The 17,585-nt window shown below is 62.8% G+C and carries 20 protein-coding genes and 1 tRNA gene; 7 read left to right on the top strand and 14 right to left on the bottom strand.

The window, feature by feature from the left end; genetic code table 11:
* The first annotated feature begins 144 nt into the window (after positions 1-144).
* A complete protein-coding gene (locus IG197_RS17235; protein WP_192313677.1) occupies positions 145-975 on the top strand; it encodes an AraC family transcriptional regulator in 831 nt (276 codons plus the stop codon).
* 43 nt (positions 976-1,018) lie between these two features.
* Here the strand turns inward: IG197_RS17235 and IG197_RS17230 are convergent, their stop codons facing one another.
* From IG197_RS17230 to obgE, 4 genes are all read right to left on the bottom strand, one after another.
* Entirely contained in the window at positions 1,019-1,615 is a 597-nt protein-coding gene (locus tag IG197_RS17230) for a nicotinate-nucleotide adenylyltransferase (RefSeq protein WP_067956595.1), read from the bottom strand.
* 87 nt (positions 1,616-1,702) lie between these two features.
* A complete protein-coding gene (locus tag IG197_RS17225; protein WP_192313674.1) occupies positions 1,703-2,989 on the bottom strand; it encodes a glutamate-5-semialdehyde dehydrogenase in 1,287 nt (428 codons plus the stop codon).
* Positions 2,990-2,992: 3 nt separating this feature from the next.
* A complete protein-coding gene (gene proB, locus IG197_RS17220; RefSeq protein WP_154386200.1) occupies positions 2,993-4,141 on the bottom strand; it encodes a glutamate 5-kinase in 1,149 nt (382 codons plus the stop codon).
* A gap of 6 nt (positions 4,142-4,147) precedes the next feature.
* A complete protein-coding gene (gene obgE / locus IG197_RS17215) occupies positions 4,148-5,185 on the bottom strand; it encodes a GTPase ObgE (protein WP_192313672.1) in 1,038 nt (345 codons plus the stop codon).
* A gap of 114 nt (positions 5,186-5,299) precedes the next feature.
* Between obgE and IG197_RS17210 the strand changes: the two genes are divergently transcribed.
* Positions 5,300-6,160, top strand: a complete 861-nt coding sequence (locus IG197_RS17210; RefSeq protein WP_192313670.1) for an endonuclease/exonuclease/phosphatase family protein — start codon at positions 5,300-5,302, stop codon at positions 6,158-6,160.
* Between the two features lie 9 nt (positions 6,161-6,169).
* Here IG197_RS17210 and IG197_RS17205 read toward each other — a convergent pair whose 3' ends face one another.
* From IG197_RS17205 to rplU, 3 genes are all read right to left on the bottom strand, one after another.
* The gene (locus tag IG197_RS17205; protein WP_067956586.1) at positions 6,170-6,757 is read right to left on the bottom strand and encodes a GNAT family N-acetyltransferase; all 588 of its coding nucleotides are present in this window, start codon (positions 6,755-6,757) and stop codon (positions 6,170-6,172) included.
* 120 nt (positions 6,758-6,877) lie between these two features.
* A complete protein-coding gene (rpmA, locus tag IG197_RS17200) occupies positions 6,878-7,147 on the bottom strand; it encodes a 50S ribosomal protein L27 (RefSeq protein WP_055974797.1) in 270 nt (89 codons plus the stop codon).
* A gap of 24 nt (positions 7,148-7,171) precedes the next feature.
* A complete protein-coding gene (rplU, locus tag IG197_RS17195; RefSeq protein ID WP_067956584.1) occupies positions 7,172-7,603 on the bottom strand; it encodes a 50S ribosomal protein L21 in 432 nt (143 codons plus the stop codon).
* Positions 7,604-8,047: 444 nt separating this feature from the next.
* Between rplU and IG197_RS17190 the strand changes: the two genes are divergently transcribed.
* The 3 genes from IG197_RS17190 (at position 8,048) to IG197_RS36830 (ending at position 9,598) form a co-directional block, all read left to right on the top strand.
* Positions 8,048-8,137: transfer RNA gene (locus IG197_RS17190), tRNA-Ser, on the top strand.
* A gap of 105 nt (positions 8,138-8,242) precedes the next feature.
* A complete protein-coding gene (locus IG197_RS17185; protein WP_192313668.1) occupies positions 8,243-8,791 on the top strand; it encodes an NADAR family protein in 549 nt (182 codons plus the stop codon).
* Positions 8,792-8,989: 198 nt separating this feature from the next.
* The gene (locus IG197_RS36830; RefSeq protein ID WP_192319829.1) at positions 8,990-9,598 is read left to right on the top strand and encodes an autotransporter outer membrane beta-barrel domain-containing protein; all 609 of its coding nucleotides are present in this window, start codon (positions 8,990-8,992) and stop codon (positions 9,596-9,598) included.
* Here IG197_RS36830 and IG197_RS17175 read toward each other — a convergent pair.
* The 7 genes from IG197_RS17175 to rfbA form a co-directional block, all read right to left on the bottom strand.
* Positions 9,546-10,412 (bottom strand): D-amino-acid transaminase, encoded by an 867-nt coding sequence (locus IG197_RS17175; RefSeq protein ID WP_192313667.1) that lies wholly within the window; start codon positions 10,410-10,412, stop codon positions 9,546-9,548. The two genes, IG197_RS36830 and IG197_RS17175, sit on opposite strands and share 53 nt — an antisense overlap.
* Positions 10,413-10,502: 90 nt before the next feature.
* Positions 10,503-11,759 carry a glycoside hydrolase family 99-like domain-containing protein gene (locus IG197_RS17170; protein WP_192313665.1) on the bottom strand — a complete coding sequence of 419 codons (1,257 nt, stop codon included), beginning with the start codon at positions 11,757-11,759 and terminating at the stop codon, positions 10,503-10,505.
* The gene (locus tag IG197_RS17165) at positions 11,756-12,598 is read right to left on the bottom strand and encodes a glycosyltransferase family 2 protein (protein ID WP_067956572.1); all 843 of its coding nucleotides are present in this window, start codon (positions 12,596-12,598) and stop codon (positions 11,756-11,758) included. Before IG197_RS17165 ends, IG197_RS17170 begins: the two co-directional genes overlap by 4 nt.
* A gap of 217 nt (positions 12,599-12,815) precedes the next feature.
* Positions 12,816-13,700 (bottom strand): dTDP-4-dehydrorhamnose reductase, encoded by an 885-nt coding sequence (rfbD, locus tag IG197_RS17160; RefSeq protein ID WP_192313662.1) that lies wholly within the window; start codon positions 13,698-13,700, stop codon positions 12,816-12,818.
* Positions 13,697-14,776 carry a dTDP-glucose 4,6-dehydratase gene (gene rfbB / locus IG197_RS17155; RefSeq protein ID WP_246765176.1) on the bottom strand — a complete coding sequence of 360 codons (1,080 nt, stop codon included), beginning with the start codon at positions 14,774-14,776 and terminating at the stop codon, positions 13,697-13,699. Before rfbB ends, rfbD begins: the two co-directional genes overlap by 4 nt.
* Positions 14,773-15,336, bottom strand: coding sequence for a dTDP-4-dehydrorhamnose 3,5-epimerase (gene rfbC / locus IG197_RS17150; RefSeq protein ID WP_192313660.1), 564 nt, complete (start codon positions 15,334-15,336; stop codon positions 14,773-14,775). The genes rfbB and rfbC overlap by 4 nt, the downstream gene beginning before the upstream one ends.
* Complete coding sequence (gene rfbA, locus IG197_RS17145) at positions 15,329-16,210, bottom strand: glucose-1-phosphate thymidylyltransferase RfbA (protein WP_067956564.1); 882 nt, start codon at positions 16,208-16,210, stop codon at positions 15,329-15,331. The genes rfbC and rfbA overlap by 8 nt, the downstream gene beginning before the upstream one ends.
* 187 nt (positions 16,211-16,397) lie before the next feature.
* Here rfbA and IG197_RS17140 point away from each other — a divergent pair, with 187 nt between their 5' ends.
* Complete coding sequence (locus IG197_RS17140; RefSeq protein WP_192313657.1) at positions 16,398-17,075, top strand: ankyrin repeat domain-containing protein; 678 nt, start codon at positions 16,398-16,400, stop codon at positions 17,073-17,075.
* A gap of 11 nt (positions 17,076-17,086) precedes the next feature.
* On the top strand, positions 17,087-17,557 hold the full coding sequence (locus IG197_RS17135; protein ID WP_192313655.1) for a nucleoside deaminase: 471 nt from the start codon (positions 17,087-17,089) through the stop codon (positions 17,555-17,557).
* Positions 17,558-17,585: the final 28 nt, after the last annotated feature.

Here is a 17,585-nt window from a genome sequence, read left to right as displayed (position 1 = left end):
CCAATAGTCCGGACTGGATCAAGACGGGCCGACCGGCGTTATTGCCATCGACATCGGCGCAAAAAAGCGCTGTGCAGCAAGCACGATCAAATGGACTTCCCCGCAAGCAGGCATATCGGGGTCGTCCTCATGCCGGAAACAACAATGACCCCTGTTCAGAAAGCCATCTGGTACATCGAGAGCCACTACCTCAAGGACATCGGCCTCGATGACATCGCCGCCGCTGGCGGGGTCTCGCGTTTTCACATGTCGCGCGCCTTCGCTGCCGCCACCGGCCAATCGGTCACGGGCTATATCAGGGCCCGCCGCCTGATCGATGCCGCGCTGGCGCTGGCCAAGGGCGCGCCCGACATTCTGGCGGTCGCGCTCGACGCCGGTTACGGCTCGCATGAGGCGTTCACCCGGGCCTTCCGCGATCGCTTTGGGCAGACGCCCGAGGAGGTGCGCGCCAATGGCTCCGTTTCACAGACCCAATGCCTGGAGCTTCTCAAAATGGACGAGACCTTCGTCGAAAACCTCGCCCCGTCGCGCTTCGTCGATGGCGGCCCCCTGCTCATAGCCGGCTTCGGCCAGCGCTACACCAGCGAAACGAGCCTGGCGATCCCGTCGCTGTGGCAGCGCTTCGGCCCGCATTTTGGCAGCGTGCCCGGCCAGAAGAACTATGTCGGCTATGGCGTCTGCTGCAATTTCGACGACGACAGTTTCGAGTACATCGCCGGCGTCGAGGTCAAGGATTTCGCCGACCTGACCTCGGAGTACACCCGTCTGCGCATCCCGCCGCAGCGCTATGCGGTGTTTGCCACCACCGACCACATTTCGATGATCCGTCGCATCACCCACACGGTGTGGAGTAAGTGGCTGCCGACATCGGGGCATGAAGCCGCAGACGGTCCCAATTTCGAGCTCTACCCGGAGAGCTTCGACCCGGCGACGGGCAATGGCGGCTACGAGATCTGGATCCCGATCAAAGGCTGACGCAATTCCAGGAAAACTGTACCGCGGTTTTCCGTCCGGACGGCTAGGACTTGCCCTTGGCCGTCCCGTTCCTCAGCGCCGTCGACGACAGCAGGGAACGGGGTCCGTGGATGAAGGTCCAGGCAGGGGCCTTCATGCGCGCCAGCAGCGGCGCGTCGCCCTCGTCGACACGTGCATAGTCGAAGGTCTTGGCGACCACAGACGACAGGAATGACAGCGTCGCCCCCGGCCGGTCGATGACGGCGATCGGGAAGGTCGTCGCGATCTGCCGCCAGCGCTGCCAGCGATGGAAATCGCGCAGATTGTCGGCGCCCATGATCCAGACAAAATCGACGCCCGGGTTGCGCGCCTTGATCAGCGCCAGCGTGTCGGCGGTGTAGCGCACATTGTGGCTCGCCTCGAAGGCGGTGACCTTGATGCGCGGGTTTTCCGCGATCTGCTCGGACAGTTCGATGCGTCTGGCCAGCGGCGCCAGCTCGCGTGTGCTTTTCAGCGGATTGCCTGGGGTGACCATCCACCACAGCTGGTCGAGTTGCAGCCGGCGCATGGCGATTTCAGCGACGAGGCCATGGCCGGCATGCGGCGGGTTGAACGACCCGCCGAACAGCCCGACCTGCATGCCTTTCATGGCATGCGGCATGCGAAGGTACTTTTGGGAAACTGGCGGCTCCGAAGGCAACAGCAACTTTAGGCCCCCTGAGCCGTCACACCAGCCCGATGCTTTCCGTCACGGCCGAAGCTGGCCGTTGCCGCGCACACGGTATTTGAACGAGGTCAGTTGCTCGACGCCGACCGGTCCGCGCGCATGCATCTTGCCGGTGGCGATGCCGATCTCCGCACCCATGCCGAACTCGCCGCCGTCGGCGAACTGGGTTGAGGCGTTGTGCAGCAGGATCGCCGAATCGATCTCGTTGAAGAAACGTTCGACGGCCTTCGCATCCTCGGCAACGATCGCCTCGGTGTGGTGTGAGGAGAACGTCTCGATATGCTCGATGGCGCCGGCGACCCCGTCGACAAGCTTCACCGAGATGATGGCGTCGAGATATTCGGTCACCCAGTCGGCATCGGTCGCCGGCTTGGCGTCGGCAAAGGCCGTGACCACATCCGCGTCGGCATGAATTTCACAGCCTGCCTTGCGCAGCGCTTCGAGCACCGGAATCAGATGTGTCGCCGCAACTGCGCGATCAACGAGCAAGGTCTCTGCCGCGCCGCAGATGCCGGTGCGGCGCATCTTGGCGTTGACTGCGATCGCCACTGCCATGTCGAGCTTGGCCGATTTGTCGATGTAGAGATGGCAGATGCCCTCGAGATGGGCGAATACCGGCACTCGCGCCTCGGTCTGAACGCGTTCGACAAGGCTCTTGCCGCCGCGCGGGATGATGACGTCGAGATTGCCCGACAGGCCCTTCAGCATTTCGCCGACGGCGGCACGGTCGGCCACCGGCACCAACTGGATCGCGTCCTCGGGCAGGTTGGCCGACTTCAGTCCCTCGGCGAGGCAAGAATGAATCGCCAGCGACGAGTTGAGCGAATCCGAGCCGCCGCGCAGGATCACCGGGTTGCCGGCCTTGAGGCACAGCGCACCGGCATCCGCCGTGACATTGGGACGGCTTTCATAGATCACGCCGATGACGCCGAGCGGCGTGCGCACGCGCTCGATATGCAGGCCATTGGGGCGGTCCCATTCGGCAATCACTTCGCCGACCGGGTCCCTGAGATCGGCAATGGCGCGGATGCCGTCGGCCATGTCGCGGATTCGGCCCGACGTCAGCTTCAAACGATCCATGAACGAACCGCTGAGACCGGCTTCTTCCCCGTTCTTCACGTCGATGGCGTTGGCTTCGAGGATCTCGTGCTCGCGATTCAGGATGGCTTCGGCCATGCCGATGAGAGCAGCATGCTTGCGTTCGGCGGAGGCGACAGCGAGTGGGCGGGCGGCGGCACGAGCCTTGCGGCCGATATCAGCCATCAGCCGCGCCGTATCCTCATGGGACTTCTCATGCGCCTTCAGCATGTCCTACCCTTCCGCTTGCACCGCAACCTTGTCCGTATGGCTGACCACGAGGTCGTCACGATGGATCATCGCCGAGCGTGCCTCGTAGCCAAGAACGGTTTCGATCTCCGCCGTCTTCAGTCCAGCGATCCTTACGGCATCCGCGGCGTCATAGGCAACCAGCCCGCGCGCGATCTCGCGCCCCTCGGGCGACAGGATCGCCACCGTGTCGCCGCGTGAGAAATTGCCGCTGACAAGCTTCACACCGGCCGGCAGCAGCGACTTGCCCGACAACAGCGCACCGACGGCACCCGCATCGACGGTCAGCCGTCCTGCCGGCTCGAGCTGGCCGGCGATCCAGGTCTTGTAGCCCTTCACCGGATTGCCGCTCGGCCGAAACAGGGTGGAGCGTTCGCCGCGTTCGATCGCCATCAGCGGCGACAGCCGCGTGCCGGCGGTGATGATCATCGCCGTGCCGGCCGCAGTGGCGATCTTGCCGGCGTCGATCTTCGTCCGCATGCCGCCGCGCGACAGTTCGGAGGCAGCTCCCCCGGCCATCGCCTCGATATCAGGCGTGATGCGGTCGACGACCGGAATGAATTTGGCATTCGGGTCGCTTGCCGGCGGGGCGGTGTAGAGCCCGTCGATGTCGGACAGCAGCACCAAAAGATCAGATCCCATCATCGTCGCCACACGCGCCGCCAGGCGATCATTGTCGCCATAGCGGATTTCGCTCGTCGCCACCGTGTCGTTTTCGTTGATGACCGGCACAGCATCCATCTTGAGCAGCGTCGATATGGTGGCGCGCGCGTTCAGATAGCGCCGGCGCTCCTCGGTGTCGCCGAGCGTGACCAGAATCTGGCCCGACTTCAGCCCCTTGCGGCCGAGCTCTTCCGCCCAGGCGCCCGACAAAGCGATCTGGCCGACGGCCGCGGCGGCCTGGCTCTCTTCCAGCTTCAAGGCGCGCTTGCCGAGACCGAGGATGGTGCGGCCAAGCGCGATCGCGCCCGACGAGACGACCAGCACGTCGGCGCCACCTTCGGCGAGCGTTGCGATGTCGTCGGCCATCGAGGCCAGCCATTCGCGCTTGAGACCGGTCGAGCGGTCGACAAGCAGCGCCGAGCCGATTTTGACTGTGATGCGCTTGTAGCTTCGAAGCGTAGGGATCGTCATGGCAGTCTACTTCGTCCAGCCCGCGTCGGAGGGCGCCACCTCGCCGCTTGCCTGACGTGCCTCTTCGACCACGCTCATCAGCGCGCGCAGCGTCTCCTCGACGCCCTCGCGCGTCGCCGCCGACAGGAGGATAGGCGCGCGCCCAGCCGCGCGTTTCAACGATGCCATCTTCTTCTTGCGTTCATCTGGATCGAGCGTATCAGCCTGGGAAAGTGCGACCACTTCGAACTTCTCGTCGAGACCGTGGCCATAGGCCTCAAGCTCGCGGCGCACCGTCTTGTAGGCCTTGGCAGGGCTTTCTTCCCGCGCCGAGACCAGATGCAGCAGCACGCGCGTGCGCTCGACATGGCCAAGGAAACGGTCGCCGATGCCAACACCTTCATGCGCGCCCTCGATCAGACCGGGAATGTCGGCGATGACGAACTCGCGGGCGTCGATGCGGGCGACGCCCAGGCCCGGATGCAGCGTGGTGAAGGGATAGTCGGCAATCTTAGGCTTTGCCGCCGTGACCGAGGCAAGGAAGGTCGACTTGCCGGCATTGGGCAGGCCGACGAGCCCGGCATCGGCGATCAGCTTGAGCCTGAGCCAGACCCACATCTCCTGGCCTTCGAGGCCGGGATTGGCTCGCCGCGGCGCCTGGTTGGTCGAGGTCTTGAAATGCTGGTTGCCGAAACCGCCATTGCCGCCCTTGGCGAGCAGATAACGCTGGCCGACCTGGGTCAGGTCGCAGATCAGCGTCTCGTTGTCTTCTTCATAGACCTGCGTGCCGACCGGGACCTTGAGCGTGATGTCGGCCCCCTTGGCGCCGGTCATGTTGCGGCCCATGCCGTGAATGCCGGTCTGCGCCTTGAAATGCTGCTGGTAACGATAGTCGATCAGCGTGTTGAGACCATCGACGACCTCGAGCCAGACGTCGCCACCGCGGCCGCCATCGCCACCGTCGGGGCCGCCGAATTCGATGAACTTTTCGCGCCGGAACGACACTGCACCCGCGCCACCGTTGCCGGAGCGGATGTAAACCTTGGCCTGATCGAGAAATTTCATCGGACTCTTCGTCTTCTGCTGCTATTTCGTTGTTTCAGCGCACTTGCCATAGCGCAAGGCGCGGCGAAGGGCGAGAGCGGATTGGGCCGCGAAGCCCGTATCGAAAGGACGTAGATGAAACTGGTCACCTACAACACCCAGTATGGCGTCGGCCGCGACGCGCGCTACGACCTCGACCGCATTGCCCGCGCCGTCGACGGCGCCGACATCGTGTCGCTGCAGGAGGTGACCCGCAACTTCATGCGCAACGACATGGCCGACATGGTCGACGGCCTTGCCCGCCTGCTGCCCGACTACTTCCATGTCTACGGCGTCGCCATGGACATCGACTTCGGCATGCTCGGCACCGACGGCAAGCCCGCCAACAAGCGGCTGCAGTTCGGCAACATGGTGCTGTCGCGCTGGCCCATCGTCGCGTCGCGCAACCTGCTCCTGCCGCGCAGCAAACGCCTCAGCCGCGGCAACCTGCAGCGCTCGGCGCTGGAAGCGCTTATTATGGCACCGTCGGGTCCGCTGCGTGTCTACTCCGTACACACCGACCACGTCAGCCAGGAGGAGCGCATCGCCCAGATCCGTCACCTCAAGGAACGGGTCTACGCCTTTGCCGCAGAAGGCGGCGTCCTCACCGGTGCTGCCGAATACGGTTTCCCCGAGCTCCCCAGCCCCGAGGAATTCGTTCTCATGGGCGACTTCAACATGGTGCCGGGCTCGCCCGAACATCTCGTCATGACCGGCGTGCCCGACCCGGTGGAAGGTCCGCAGATCGTCGCCCATCACCCTGTCGACGCCTATACGCTGGCGGGCGGAGTTCCGGATGGGTCGGTCTCCTGGACCGACACGACCCATCCGGAAAAAACCCGCCTCATCGACTACGTCTTCGTTCAGGCCAACATGGCCGCCAGGGTCAAATCCGTCCGCATCGACAGCGATGCGGCAGGTTCCGACCACCAGCCGGTGTGGGTCGAGCTGGCCTGAGCCGTCCGCCTAGAACCGCGCCCACGACCTGAGGCTCGCCCAGGTCTTGCGGTCGAGCCGGTAACGCTCGACAGGGACCTGGCCGGCGACGATCGAGTTCAGCATGCCCTGGCCGGCATACTGGAAGCCGCACTTGTGGATGACCCGCCGCGACGCCGGGTTGATGACCCGGCACGAGACGTTGAGCACGGCAACATCGGTTGCCCGGAAGGCGAGATCGACGAGCGCATGCGCGGCCTCGGTGGCATAGCCCGACTTCCAGTAGGGTTCACCGATCCAGTAGCCGAGCTCTAGCCCGCGGTCGGTGACGTTTAGCCCGGCCGAACCGACGAAGGCACCGGTGTCGGCGATGGTGATGGCATAAACCACCCCGCCGCGCCTGCTACGCGCCATCGACAGGAAGGCTCGCGCCTCGGCCTCGCCGTAGGGATGCGGCATCCGCGACAACATCTCGGCGATGTGGCGGTTGTCGGCCAGCTGCACCAGCTCGGGGATGTCGTCCTCGTGCGGTGGCCGCAGGACCAGGCGCTCGGTCAGCAATATCGGACAGTCGATCGACAGCCTTTCGTCTTCGCTGTCTTCCTTCTCGGCAACCATGTGAAATCCTCCAGGAAAATGAAAAAGGGGAGATGGAAACCCATCTCCCCTGATCCTTTTCCTGGCTTGGCCAGACACCGGTTCCCGAGATGGGGCGCCGGTGTTGTAGTGCGGAACCGGCTACTCCGCGGCCTTGAGAATCGGATTCACCGATACGTAGGTTCGGCCATTGGCTTTTTTGTTGAAGGTCACGGCGCCGGCTTCGAGCGCAAAAAGGGTGTGATCCTTGCCCATGCCGACGTTGACGCCGGGATGCCAGGTGGTGCCGCGTTGACGAACGATAATGTTGCCCGGAATCACGGACTCGCTACCGAACTTCTTGACGCCAAGGCGCTTCGACTCTGAATCGCGACCGTTGCGCGACGAACCGCCAGCTTTCTTATGTGCCATGGATGTTCTCCTTCAGCGCTCTGATTACTCTGATTCCGCGACGGCTGCAGCCTTTTTCGGCGCTGCCTTCTTCGCGGGCTTTTCTGCAGCTGCATCAGCTGCGGCTTCGGCCTTCACTGCCGCCTTCTTCGAAGGCTTCGCACCGCCGGTCAGGATCTCGGAGATCCGGACAGTGGTGTGGTGCTGGCGGTGACCGCGGGCGCGACGCGAGTTCTGGCGGCGACGCTTCTTGAAGGCGATGACGGTCTTGTTGCGGCCGTGCTCGACCACCTCAGCCGTCACCACTGCGCCCGCGACGAAGGGCGCGCCGATCTCGGCGTTTTCACCTTCGCCAACGGCGAGCACTTCAACGAATTCCACGGTGTCGCCGGCGGCGCCGACGAGCTTCTCAACCTTGATCACATCATTGGCGGCAACGCGATACTGCTTACCGCCCGTTTTGATGACTGCGAACATTTTGTGCCTTTCGCTGTTCGGTCGGCCTTTTCGGCCGTCTTTTTGTCAGTCGTTACGGGTTCATGACAAACGGCGCAGAGGACCCTCCACGCCGATTGCAGGGGTCCCGTAACCGAAGGTTGCCATGAAGTCAAGGCGAACACCTTGGCAAAGCTGCGCTTTTGAGCCCGGTCAGGCCTCCCGTGCCGACGCGAGCCTCACGCAGTCCAGTCCCGGATACCGGCTTCAGCTCAAGCGAACAACTGCCGAGGCGACGCCCGCATAACCCAAACGCCCGTGAAGCCAGTCTCTCTGACCGTGATTTTCCACCGGGCTGACGCAGCGTCCATCTGGCTAAATCGGCTCAATGAAAAAGATACGCCAACTCGGTCACATTTGGCCTTGTGCGACAGGCCATGAGCCGTTATCTACTGCGCCGCGCCGGCAACGGCCGATCACGACCGCGGAGAGGTGGCAGAGTGGTCGAATGCACCGCACTCGAAATGCGGCATGGGTGCAAGCCCATCGGGGGTTCGAATCCCTCCCTCTCCGCCAGACACCGCCGCTTCTACGCTTAAAGCCCTAAATATCTTGAGGCCGCAACGGCGGCTTCCTGCCTTCATTGCCGATGTTCGGCATTGCTGCTTTAGAGTGCAGATTATGGTTCATGATCGCGCCCACCTTGAGACAGCGTTCCGTGCCAAGGCACGCCTGAAGTTCCTTTTCTTCTGGGGGCACCAGCCTGCAAGAGATGGACGGATAACTGCCTCACGCTTCAGCCAGTGGTGGTCTGCGGCCTTTGAGGTGGCCAGCATCCGCTATCCCACGGCTGAGCATTGGATGATGGCTGAGAAGGCACGGCTGTTTGGCGACCAAGAAGCGGTGCAGCACGTCCTTAAGGCGCGAAGTCCCAAGCAGGCAAAGCAGATCGGTCGCGAGGTGCGCGGTTTTGATGAGGCGCGTTGGGATGGAGAGAAGCGCCGCATCGTCACTGAAGGAAGCTTCGCAAAGTTCTCCCAAAACAAGGCGCTCGGGGCATTTCTGCTGTCTACCGGCAATCAGATTCTAGTTGAAGCAAGCCCGGTGGACCGCGTGTGGGGCATCGGCTTGGCCGCTGATGACAAGCGAGCAGCCAATCCACTCCTGTGGCGTGGCGACAATTTGCTCGGCTTCGCGCTCATGAACGTGCGAGACCGCATTAGAGTCTGATACCGCCTTATAGCCCTGATCTGTATGTCCGCTAACCACTCCGCTGTAGATCTACTCGATCGACATTACTCTCCAGCTGTCTTCATTTGGATCCCAGCGTGTGCAGCGGCGGAAGGTCTGCGGATGACATAAAGATCCTGGTGTTCCCACCAACCGGCAGATTCGTAGGTTAGGTACTCAGCGCCGGAAAGTTGCGCGATTTGCCCATCGACAAAACCCTTCGCCAATCTCGCCTCCGTCAATCTCCACACGGATGGCTTTGCCGAACAGGGCGGCGCTGCGGCTCTCACCGTCGCAAGGGATTCGACCGACGTCACCTTCGCCACCGTCGGGTTGCGCGCCTCGACCGCATTTACAGTGGCCGGCATAGAAACCAGGGCACGCGGCATGCTCGGCCGGCGCCACGCTTTCGGCAACACGTTTCCCTCGTCAGTCAATGCCTTTGGCTACTCCAGCGCTTTCTCTGTCGCGGGGGCACCGATCGCCAGAGACAGCGCCATTGCCGAGGCCGGCTCGACTTCGACATCTCCGCGGCTGCAAGCGTCGGCCTTGCCTATCATGGCCAACTGGCATCCGACGCACAGGATCACAGCTTCAAGGCAAACCTTGCGGTGCGGTTCTAGCCGTCTTCATGCACGCCATGCCGACCATGGACGACTACCGGGACCCGAAGATGGTCGTGTATCTTCGGCAGCCGCGACGGCGTTTGCCGGCCCCCCCTGGCTACGGGCCCGGATGGGTCAGCCCTTGCCCGTCAGCGTGCGCTCGCGCGCGCATGGTCGATATAGATCTCGCGCAGCCGCGTGACGACTGGTCCCGGCTTGCCGTCGCCGATCGGCTTGCCATCGATGCGGGCCACCGGCATGACGAAGGTCGAAGCGCTGGTGATGAAGGCTTCGGCAGCAGCCTGGGCTTCCTCGACGGTAAAGCGGCGTTGCTCGAGCGTCAGGCCGCCCTCCTCGGCCAACTGGACAAGCGCCTGCCGCGTACAACCGGGCAGCGTGCGCTGGCTGTTGGCGGGTGAGACGATCTTGCCGTCATGGGTAACGATATAGGCGGTCGACGACGCACCTTCGGAGACATGACCGTCCTCGACCATCCACGCCTCGTCGCAACCTTCCGCCTTGGCGTCGCGCTTGGCCAACACCTGCGGCAGCAGGGACACGCTCTTGATGTCGCGCCTTGCCCAGCGCAGGTCGGCCAGCGTCTTGACGGCAATGCCGGTCCTTGCTGCGGCAACATCGACAAGCACCTTCGCCTGCGTCAACAGCAGGAGTGTCGGCTCCAGCTCCTCGCCGAACAGGAAGTTCCGCTCTTCGGCGCCCCGCGTCAGTTGCAGGTAGACAAGCCCTTCCTGCAGACCGTTGCGCTCGATCAGACCGTGCTCGATCTCTTCGATGGCAGCGGTGGTGATGGGCAGGCGCAAGCCAAGTTCACAGGCCGAGCGCTCCAGACGCGCCATGTGCAGGTCGCTGTCGACTAGCTTGCCGTCAAGAACCGCCGTCACCTCGTAGATGCCGTCGGCAAACAGGAAGCCGCGATCGAAGATCGACAGTTTGGCCTCAGCGGCCGGCAGGTAGCTGCCATTCAGCCAGACGATGCGGTCTTGTCCACCGGCCATACGTACTCTCCAATGCAAGTGAGATGTCAGCGCGCCTTGTACAGGCCCAGCGCCCCGATGGAAATTGCCTTATGCGAGACGGCGCCGCTGTCACTTATGGTTCCGAAGGGCTTCCGCGCAGGCCTCGAGATAGGCGTAACCATATCTCAGGTCGGGTTCGAGATACGCCCCCTCGCCCCACTCGTTCCAGGCATTGATGAAGACAAGGCGCTCGTTTGCAGGATTGGCCTGCGCGCGCTCCATCGCGTCCCCGAGCCATTGCTCGAACAGATCGGGCGTCGAGCCATGGTAGATCTGGGCAGACGTCGGACGGCGCGCGCTGTTGTCCCATGACGGCATGACGCCGGGATGGACGACGCCTGCCTCGACCGACTTCACCTTTTCCGCTGCCACCACGTCGGCGTAGCGTCGAATACGACCGCTGTCCCGGAAGCGTGAGACGGACAAGCTGCTTTCGATACTCGGCGTGCGGATGTTGTGCGGCGGAAACTCGGACAGCGCATCGAAGCCGTGGTCGCGATGCGCACTGAAATCAAAGGCATTCGTCGCGATCAGGTAGATCCCAGGATATCCGAGCCTGGTCATCTCTGCGCGCCAGCGTGCGATGGTGGCTTTCATGTCCGGGAAGAGGCTCGCGCGATAGACGGTGAAAACCGGCTTGCCGTCGATTTTCAGATAGCGGGGATCGCGGAAATATTTGTCGAGGCCGCGAATGACCGCGATGTCGTCCTCCGCCGAATGCCGCTGCGCCAGAAGCACGTCCTGCTCGCGCCCGGACCAGCGTCGCGACCAGGTTTCGTTGGCCCAGCACAGGGAGAATGGCAGGTCGAGATCGGCGGTTGCCAGATAATGGTCCAGCGGACCTTCCAGCAGACGCCGACCACCAAACCAGTAGAAATGAAAACAGAAGGCTGAGATGCCATAGAGCTTGGCCAGTTCGACCTGCCGGCGCATGACTTCAGGCAACCGCAGGTCATAATAGCCCAGTTCTCCCGGCAGCCGCGGCTGGTAGTGACCTTCGAAGACAGGGAACGCGCGCGCAACGTTGCGCCATTCGGTGAAGCCGCTCCCCCACCACTCGTCGTTCTCCGCCGTCGGATGAAACTGCGGCAGGTAGTACGCCACCAGGCGGACGTCGGTCGCGGCCGGCTTTTCGCTTGCTATCGGCTTATAGTCACCGGCCGGATAATGGCCAAGGAGATTGCGGACCTGTGTCTCGTGTAGCCGGTCCGACGGCTGTGACCTCGCCAGCCATCGGGACGGCTGCGCGATCCGCCGCAACTTTCCCCAGACTCTGCGCAAGAAGGATGGCCTTTCACGCCACGGGGCGCCTGACAGAGCGTTCACTGGCGCTTCCCGAAACTGCCCATAGGGCCGCCATTCAATCCGTTTGCAAATCCCAGAAGCTTGGAGCGTCGCGCACTGGAGAACAGCACATGCGGCCACAGCAGCTTCAGCCACGTACGGAAACGTTCGGCAGGTACGTCAAGCGGCATCTGGTGCTTGTTCATGACATAGACCAGCGACCGGCCCATCGCTTCACCCTTGACGCGGCCCGACTCGACCGACCGCGCGCTGGAGCGGCCTTCCGCATGGTCGACGGCAGCACCTGCAGCAAGCCGCAGCTCGACACCGACCCGCAGCAGCCGCACGCTGAGGTCGTCGTCCTCGTGGAACAGGAAGATGTTCTGGTCGAAGCCGCCAACCTGCTCGAAATGCTTGCGCCTGATGAAGATGCAGGCGCCATGCAGGACCGGGATGGCGCAATCATGGTTGGGTGGCGCCCCGTGCCAAAAGTCGGACGCCGGCAGCAGTCGCGACCACCGTCTGAAGCGCCGGCGCGAGCCCGAATAGAAACGCGGATTGAAGGCGGCGTCGGGATGGGCAGCTGCTGCAGCAACAAGCGCCTCTATCGCGCCCGCCTCGAAGCGAAGGTCAGGATTGGCAAGCAGCAGGAATGGCGCATTGCCGGCGGCCGCGCCGACATTGCAGGCGCTGCCATAGCCGACATTTTCCTCGATCTCGATGACCTTCGCCCCGGCAGCCTCGGCAAGCGTCACGGAGTCGTCGACACTGGCGTTGTCGACGACAACAACGTTTGCACAACTCGGAACAGTCGCCAAAAACACTGGCAAGACCGAGCCGCTGTTGTGGGTAACGACGATCAGATCCACTTCCGGTTTCATAAAGTCGTCCGCATCAACTTGACTTAACGTAAATGTCGACTCCTACCCAAAGCAGTGAGCTTTTCCTCGTCTCGCATCTATGCAGCGAAACGGCTGTCCGGACAACATTTGTACAATCACAGCTTCTTTCCGCCGTAGCAATCGGGTGATCAACCAAACGGGAACCTTCCGGCAACGGGCAACTGGCGTTCGCTTTCGAAAGCGCTCAGGGTCAGATTCACCTGTTTGCAGATCCGACCAGTTCCGTGACCAGGCCCGCGACCCGCTCTCGCCACTCGCCGGCACGGTAGCCGAAATCGCGGGCAAAGGCGTCCGAGCTCAGTTGCGAATTCGCCGGCCGTGCAGCCTTTGCTGGCCATTGCTCACTGCCGACAGGTTCTGCAAGCGCGGATGGTCCGCCGAGCGACGCACTGACGGTAAAGACGTGAGTGGCCAGCTCAAACCAACTGGCGCGGCCCTGGCCGGCGAGATGGTAGAGACCCTGCGGAAAGCCGCCTCGCTTGTGCCACGAGGCAGCTGCCGCCAGCAAGCCGTCGGCGAGATCACGGGCCTCCGTCGGATTGCCGAACTGGTCGGCCACGACCTGTAGCCTGTCGCGTGTCGCCGCGAGCGTGAGCATCGTCTTGACGAAGTTGCGGGCATGGCGGCTGACGACCCAGGCCGTGCGCACCACCAGGTGGTCCGGATTGCCGGCACGGACGGCTTCCTCGCCCACCAGCTTGCTGCGGCCATAGACCGTCTGCGGGTTGGGCATGTCCGTCTCTGAGTAAGGCTGCGCCGCCTTGCCATCAAACACGTAGTCCGTCGAAACCTGGACGATCGGGATGCCCGCAAGCCTGGTCAGCCGAGCCAATTCCGCCGGCGCCTCGGCATTGATGCGAAACGCACGCTGGGGTTCGTCTTCCTGCTGATCGACGCCGGTGTGCGCGGCGGCATTGATGACCATATCAGGCGCGACCGATTTCAGGACCGGGGCAAAAGTCGCGAGATCTTCAAGGTCGAGGTCAGGCCGACCGACAAGGACGATATCTGCTTTTCCCTTGGCGCGCTCGGCAAGCGAGAGCGCCAATTGGCCGGATGTTCCGGTAACCAGAATCTTCACTTGGCGGCGACCAGTCCCTGGCGGGTTCCGTCGAAGCACTGCTCGCGGATCGGGCGCCACCACCAGCCATTGGCGAGATACCAGTCGACGGTCCGGGCGAGGCCGGTCTCAAAGGTTTCCAGCGGCGTCCAGCCCAGTTCCTGCTCGCTCTTGGTCGGATCGATCGCATAGCGCCGGTCATGTCCGGGCCGGTCGGTAACATAGGTGATGAGGTCGAGATGCGAGCGGCCGCCATTGCGAGGGCGGCGTGCATCAAGCAGGGCACAGATGGCTTCGACAACTTCGAGATTGGTGCGTTCGGCACGTCCGCCGATGTTGTAGCTCTCACCAATCCGGCCCCCGGTCATGACCGCTTCGAGTGCCCTGGCGTGATCCTCGACGAACAGCCAGTCACGGATGTTGGCGCCTTTGCCATAGACCGGCAGCGGCTGCTCATCCAACGCGTTGGCGATGACCAGCGGGATCAGCTTTTCCGGGAAGTGGTAGGGCCCGTAGTTGTTCGAACAGTTGGAAAGGACCACCGGCAATCCGTAGGTCTCGTGCCAGGCGCGCACGAAGTGATCGGACGCCGCCTTCGATGCCGAATAAGGCGACGACGGCTTGTAGGGCGAGTCCTCGGTGAAGACGCCGGAATCGAAAGGCAGGTCGCCGAACACCTCGTCGGTCGAGACGTGATGGAAGCGGAAGCGCTTGCGTGCCTCCTCCCCAAGGCTGCGCCAGTGGTCGAGCACGGCCTGCAGCAGGCTCGCCGTGCCAACGACATTGGTGGTGACGAAGGCCATAGGCCCGTCGATCGATCGGTCGACGTGGCTTTCTGCCGCCAGGTGCATGACGAGATCGACGGCTTCGTCTGCGAGAATTTTGCGCACCTTGTCCGTGTCGCAGATGTCGGCCTTCCGGAAGACATAGTTCGGATTGCCATCGAGATCACGCAGCGACGTCAGGTTGCCGGCGTAGGTCAGCTTGTCCAGGTTAACGACGCGGTACTTGCCGCTTGCCACCAGATGCCGGCAGACGGCCGAGCCGATGAAACCGGCGCCACCGGTGACCAGCACAGTTTGAGGGACGTTTTTCACGGGTAGACAAATCCGGTTTCGACATCAGTCAGCAAGGGGGCGGCAGCATCCTTGTCCGACAGGATCAGCTCTTGTGCGGCTACCGGCCAGTCGATCGCGATGTCGGGGTCATCGAAGCGGATCGAACGGTCATGCGGCTGCGAATAGGGTGCCGACACCTTGTAGGCAACTTCGGTGTCGGGCTCGAGCGTAACAAAGCCATGCGCGAAGCCCTTGGGCACCCATATCTGATTCCATTCTTCGGCGGAAACCGTCAGCCCCACCCATTTGCCGAAGGTCGGCGAGCCCACGCGAATGTCGATGGCGACGTCGTAGATCGATCCGCGCAGGACCCGCACCAGCTTGTCCTGTGCAAAGGGCGGCTTCTGGAAATGCAGCCCCCGCAACACGCCGCGCTCCCGCGACAGCGAGTGATTGTCCTGCACGAAATCGACGGCGATGCCTGCCTGGGCAAGCTTCCCGGCATTCCAGGTCTCGGAAAAGAAACCGCGTGCGTCATCGAACCTGGGGACGCGTATTTCGCAAACGCCGTCCAGGCCGAGCTTGCTCACCTCAACCATGACTGATTTCCCTGACTCGGCGCTCGAGATAGCGGGCATAGTCGGTCTTGCCGAGCTCGGCGGCACGGCGCAACACGTCCTCTTCGCTGACCCAGCCGAGTTCGAAGCCGATCTCTTCCGGGCACATGATCTTGATGCCCTGGCGATGCTCGATGGTGCGCACGAAGGACGACGCCTCGTGGAGGCTGTCATGAGTGCCGGTATCGAGCCAGGCGTAGCCCCTGCCCAGGCGGACGACATGCAACGTATCGCGCTCGAGATAGGTGCGGTTGACGTCGGTGATCTCCAGTTCGCCACGCGCCGACGGCTTGATCGACGAGGCAATGTCGACCACCGAATTGTCGTAGAAATAGAGACCTGTCACCGCCCAGTTCGAGCGCGGCTGCGCAGGCTTTTCTTCGATCGACAGGGCACGCTGGGTCTCCCGGTCGAATGACACGACGCCATAACGCTGCGGATCCTCGACATGGTAGGCAAAGACCGAAGCGCCGCTCTCGCGGGCAACGGCTGCCCGACAGCGCTCCGACAGGCCGTCGCCATAGAAGATGTTGTCGCCAAGGATGAGTGCCACCGGGCTGTTGCCGATGAACTCGCGCCCGATGATGAACGCTTCGGCCAGACCGTTGGGCGATGGCTGGACAGCATAGGAGAACGAGACGCCGAACGCCGAGCCGTCGCCGAGCAACTGCTGGAACTGCGGCAGGTCACGCGGGGTCGAAATGATGAGAATGTCCTGAATACCCGCCAGCATGAGAACGCCAAGCGGATAATAGATCATCGGCTTATCATATATCGGTAGTATCTGCTTCGATACTGCAAGTGTTGCAGGATAGAGACGCGTGCCGCTACCGCCCGCAAGTATTATTCCCTTCACGGTGGATTCCTGATGTCGTTGCCTTTTGACCCCCGTCCCGGCTGACAATCCGCAATAGACCGTATGGCACTCACAAACAAGACACCAATGTCATCTGCCACAATCGCGAACAGATTTGGTTTCAGAAGGTAAAACTTGCGGAGCGAAACCCAGCTCGGCCCAGCCATACGCATCGAGAGACACGAAAATGAACCGTCTGTTGCTCAACATCGCCTCTGTCCTGGCATTCGCTGCCATGGCATGGATTACCCCAGCTGCCGCAGGAGAAAACATGCTCGAACGTGAATTGCATGCGAGTGCAAGCAAGGGCGACGCGATAGCCGTCCGCGACCTGCTTGCAAAGGGCGCCAGCATCGACGCACGCGACGACAACGGCCGCACAGCACTTCTGCTCGCTACCCACGCCAACCAGATCGAAACCGCCAGGGTGCTGATCGACGCCGGCGCCGACGTCAACGCCAAGGATGCCATCAACGACAGCCCGTATCTCTATGCCGGCGCGCGCGGACATCTCGAGATTCTGAAGATGACCCTCAGCCATGGCGCCGACCTCAAGAGCATCAACCGCTACGGCGGCACCGCACTGATCCCGGCCGCCGAACGCGGCCATGTCGAGACCGTGCGCACGCTGATCGAGGCGGGCGTCGATGTAGACCACATCAACAAGCTCAATTGGACGGCACTTATCGAGGCCATCGTGCTCGGCGACGGCGGCCCTCGCCATGTCGCGATCGTCAAGTTGCTCATCGACGCCGGGGCCGACGTTAACCTTGCCGATGGCGACGGCGTGACGCCGCTGCAGAACGCCCGCAAGCACGGCTTCAGCGAGATCGAGAAGGTCCTGGTTGCTGCGGGCGCCCGCTGAAGGAGGCTGAAATGGACAGGTCGCGTGATTTCCTTTGTCAGGCAATCGAGCTGGCGCGCGCGAACATCTCGAGAGGCGGCCGTCCTTTCGGAGCCGTGGTTGTCAGGAACGGTGAGGTTATCGCCAGTGGCGTCAACGAAGTGCTGTCGTCCAACGATCCGACTGCTCATGCCGAGATGTCTGCCATCCGCGCGGCAAGCCAGGCCCTCGCCTCGCCGCGACTCGACGGCTGTACGGTCTATGCGAGCGGCCATCCTTGCCCGATGTGCATGGGCGCAATGCGGATGGCGGGCATAACCGAAGTTGCATACGCCTATTCGAACGACGACGGCGAGCCCTATGGCCTGTCCACGGCGGCGGTCTATGCCGACCTTGCGCGCCCTGCGCCCGAGCAATCCATGAAGGTGGCGTATCGTCCGGTGCGCCCGCAGAAAGGCCAGCATCTTTACGCCGAGTGGAAGGCTGCACAGCCCCAACCCTAGACCGGATCTGCCACACCATGCCAGGCGG

Origin of the sequence: Aminobacter sp. SR38 (genome assembly GCF_014843375.1) — a bacterium.
GTDB lineage: Bacteria > Pseudomonadota > Alphaproteobacteria > Rhizobiales > Rhizobiaceae > Aminobacter > Aminobacter ciceronei.
The sequence above is the reverse complement of the archived record's forward strand: the minus strand, read 5'-3'. Positions and strand labels throughout refer to the sequence as shown.

Excerpts from the sequence above, each read along its gene's own strand:
- IG197_RS17235 (WP_192313677.1), top strand. The coding sequence starts at position 145 with ATGACCCCTGTTCAGAAAGCCATCTGGTACATCGAGAGCCACTACCTC.
- IG197_RS17230 (WP_067956595.1), bottom strand. The coding sequence starts at position 1,615 with ATGCCGCATGCCATGAAAGGCATGCAGGTCGGGCTGTTCGGCGGGTCG.
- IG197_RS17225 (WP_192313674.1), bottom strand. The coding sequence starts at position 2,989 with ATGCTGAAGGCGCATGAGAAGTCCCATGAGGATACGGCGCGGCTGATG.
- proB (WP_154386200.1), bottom strand. The coding sequence starts at position 4,141 with ATGACGATCCCTACGCTTCGAAGCTACAAGCGCATCACAGTCAAAATC.
- obgE (WP_192313672.1), bottom strand. The coding sequence starts at position 5,185 with ATGAAATTTCTCGATCAGGCCAAGGTTTACATCCGCTCCGGCAACGGT.
- IG197_RS17210 (WP_192313670.1), top strand. The coding sequence starts at position 5,300 with ATGAAACTGGTCACCTACAACACCCAGTATGGCGTCGGCCGCGACGCG.
- IG197_RS17205 (WP_067956586.1), bottom strand. The coding sequence starts at position 6,757 with ATGGTTGCCGAGAAGGAAGACAGCGAAGACGAAAGGCTGTCGATCGAC.
- rpmA (WP_055974797.1), bottom strand. The coding sequence starts at position 7,147 with ATGGCACATAAGAAAGCTGGCGGTTCGTCGCGCAACGGTCGCGATTCA.
- rplU (WP_067956584.1), bottom strand. The coding sequence starts at position 7,603 with ATGTTCGCAGTCATCAAAACGGGCGGTAAGCAGTATCGCGTTGCCGCC.
- IG197_RS17185 (WP_192313668.1), top strand. The coding sequence starts at position 8,243 with ATGGTTCATGATCGCGCCCACCTTGAGACAGCGTTCCGTGCCAAGGCA.
- IG197_RS17175 (WP_192313667.1), bottom strand. The coding sequence starts at position 10,412 with ATGGCCGGTGGACAAGACCGCATCGTCTGGCTGAATGGCAGCTACCTG.
- IG197_RS17165 (WP_067956572.1), bottom strand. The coding sequence starts at position 12,598 with ATGAAACCGGAAGTGGATCTGATCGTCGTTACCCACAACAGCGGCTCG.
- rfbC (WP_192313660.1), bottom strand. The coding sequence starts at position 15,336 with ATGGTTGAGGTGAGCAAGCTCGGCCTGGACGGCGTTTGCGAAATACGC.
- IG197_RS17140 (WP_192313657.1), top strand. The coding sequence starts at position 16,398 with ATGAACCGTCTGTTGCTCAACATCGCCTCTGTCCTGGCATTCGCTGCC.
- IG197_RS17135 (WP_192313655.1), top strand. The coding sequence starts at position 17,087 with ATGGACAGGTCGCGTGATTTCCTTTGTCAGGCAATCGAGCTGGCGCGC.